Raw genomic sequence first — 1,463 nt, 5'->3', positions numbered from 1 at the left:
CTTTAATGATTTTACAGAGTTCCAAACCATTTACTCCAGGTAGCATAATATCGAGAATAATCAGATCAAACTGATTTTCTATAGCCATCTGTTTCCCGATTAAACCATCAGGAGCTATACTCACGGTAAATCCCTCATCGGTTAAACCTCTCGAAATTACAGATACAACGCTCGGTTCATCTTCTACAAGTAATAAATTCATTTTGCTGGCAAGTAATCTAAAAAATAGGGAATTACAAAATATTAATGACCGGTTAGCTGATTTTTAATGCTTTTTTAACGCAGAGCCGACACAATTGTTTGAATTATCGGAAATTGAATCATAAAAAAGCCTCTCAAATGAGAGGCCAGTTATGTTTTAACCACAGGGCGAATGGAGGAAAGCCACAGAGTCCGCGAAGGTTTTTCTTGCGCTTTAGGCTTTGGACTTCTATCTTTAAAAGATTTGCTTCGCATAGCTGTCGGGTTCTTCACTGCGCCCAGAATGATAACATTCCGTGCTTTCTGTGTCTCCATGGCAAATCCTTCGACTCCGCTCAGGATGACACAACGCTTTAATTTCCTTTCTCCGATTTTTCCTTTAAAGACTTTAATCCGTCTTCGAAATCTTTGCCAATCATATTGTCCATAAACAAACAAAACCATTTATTTATTATTCCTTTGCTTTCACCACTCATGGTCCAGGTTACTTTATTTCCATTAGTTTCTTTTTCAATATCGAAACGGGTATCGGCAACACTTTCCATAGGTTTGATGAATTTCAATTCCATATCAACCATTTTATTGATTTCAACCGTATTGATTTTCATTTGTCCATTACCACTTTTTTCTCCATTCCATTGGTACAGGTGGCCAGGTTGAGCGATATTTCCTGTAATGGTTACTTTAGCTTGTGGGTCCATTTTAGACCACGCGTTCCATTTATAAAATTCATTATAATCGGCAATGTTTTTATAGATTACACTATCTGGAGCATTAATTGTTATTGTCCGATTAACAGAGTAGCTTTTTGGTAAAAAAAAACTACCTCCAATAATGATTATTGCCAATACGACGATAATGCCAAGTAAGATTTTGAGGAATTTCATAATTTGATTTAGTTTGGTTAACTAAATTTATAAAGAAACCAGCTTAAATCAAAGTAAAATTCACTAAACAATTTTGATCTTCGATTGAGGCGAATTTATTTTAAAATGCATTAAATCGGCAATAGATTGTGCTTTTTGTTTAATCAGATCTGCATTTTCTCCTACAAAAAGATCGTCGACGGTTTGGAAAAAGAGGTTTTTCCAGGTTTCAAATGCTTCAGTTTGCAGGGGTGCTTGTTCATTCAAAGCAAAATGGGTAAGCATGGGGTTGCCTTTGTAAATTGCTTTTCCGAAAAGTATGCTTTCCCAGAAATCGTACATTTTTGGCAAATGGTGCGACCAGTCTACTTTTGCAACATCGGTAAATATTGGACC

Annotated in this window: 3 protein-coding genes; all 3 read right to left on the bottom strand. The window is 36.0% G+C overall.

Going from position 1 to position 1,463, the window contains the following annotated elements; translation table 11 throughout:
* Positions 1–202, bottom strand: a 202-nt coding sequence (locus AC1DPQ_RS27530) for a response regulator (protein ID WP_477611532.1), incomplete at its 3' end; no start/stop codon positions are given.
* Between the two features lie 352 nt (positions 203–554).
* Complete coding sequence (locus AC1DPQ_RS27525; RefSeq protein WP_477611531.1) at positions 555–1,088, bottom strand: SRPBCC family protein; 534 nt, start codon at positions 1,086–1,088, stop codon at positions 555–557.
* A gap of 63 nt (positions 1,089–1,151) precedes the next feature.
* Positions 1,152–1,463: group III truncated hemoglobin (locus tag AC1DPQ_RS27520; RefSeq protein WP_477611530.1), on the bottom strand; the 312-nt coding region annotated here is incomplete at its 5' end.

The organism is Pedobacter sp. 01T416_2 (assembly GCF_056398925.1).
The sequence above is the reverse complement of the archived record's forward strand: the minus strand, read 5'-3'. Positions and strand labels throughout refer to the sequence as shown.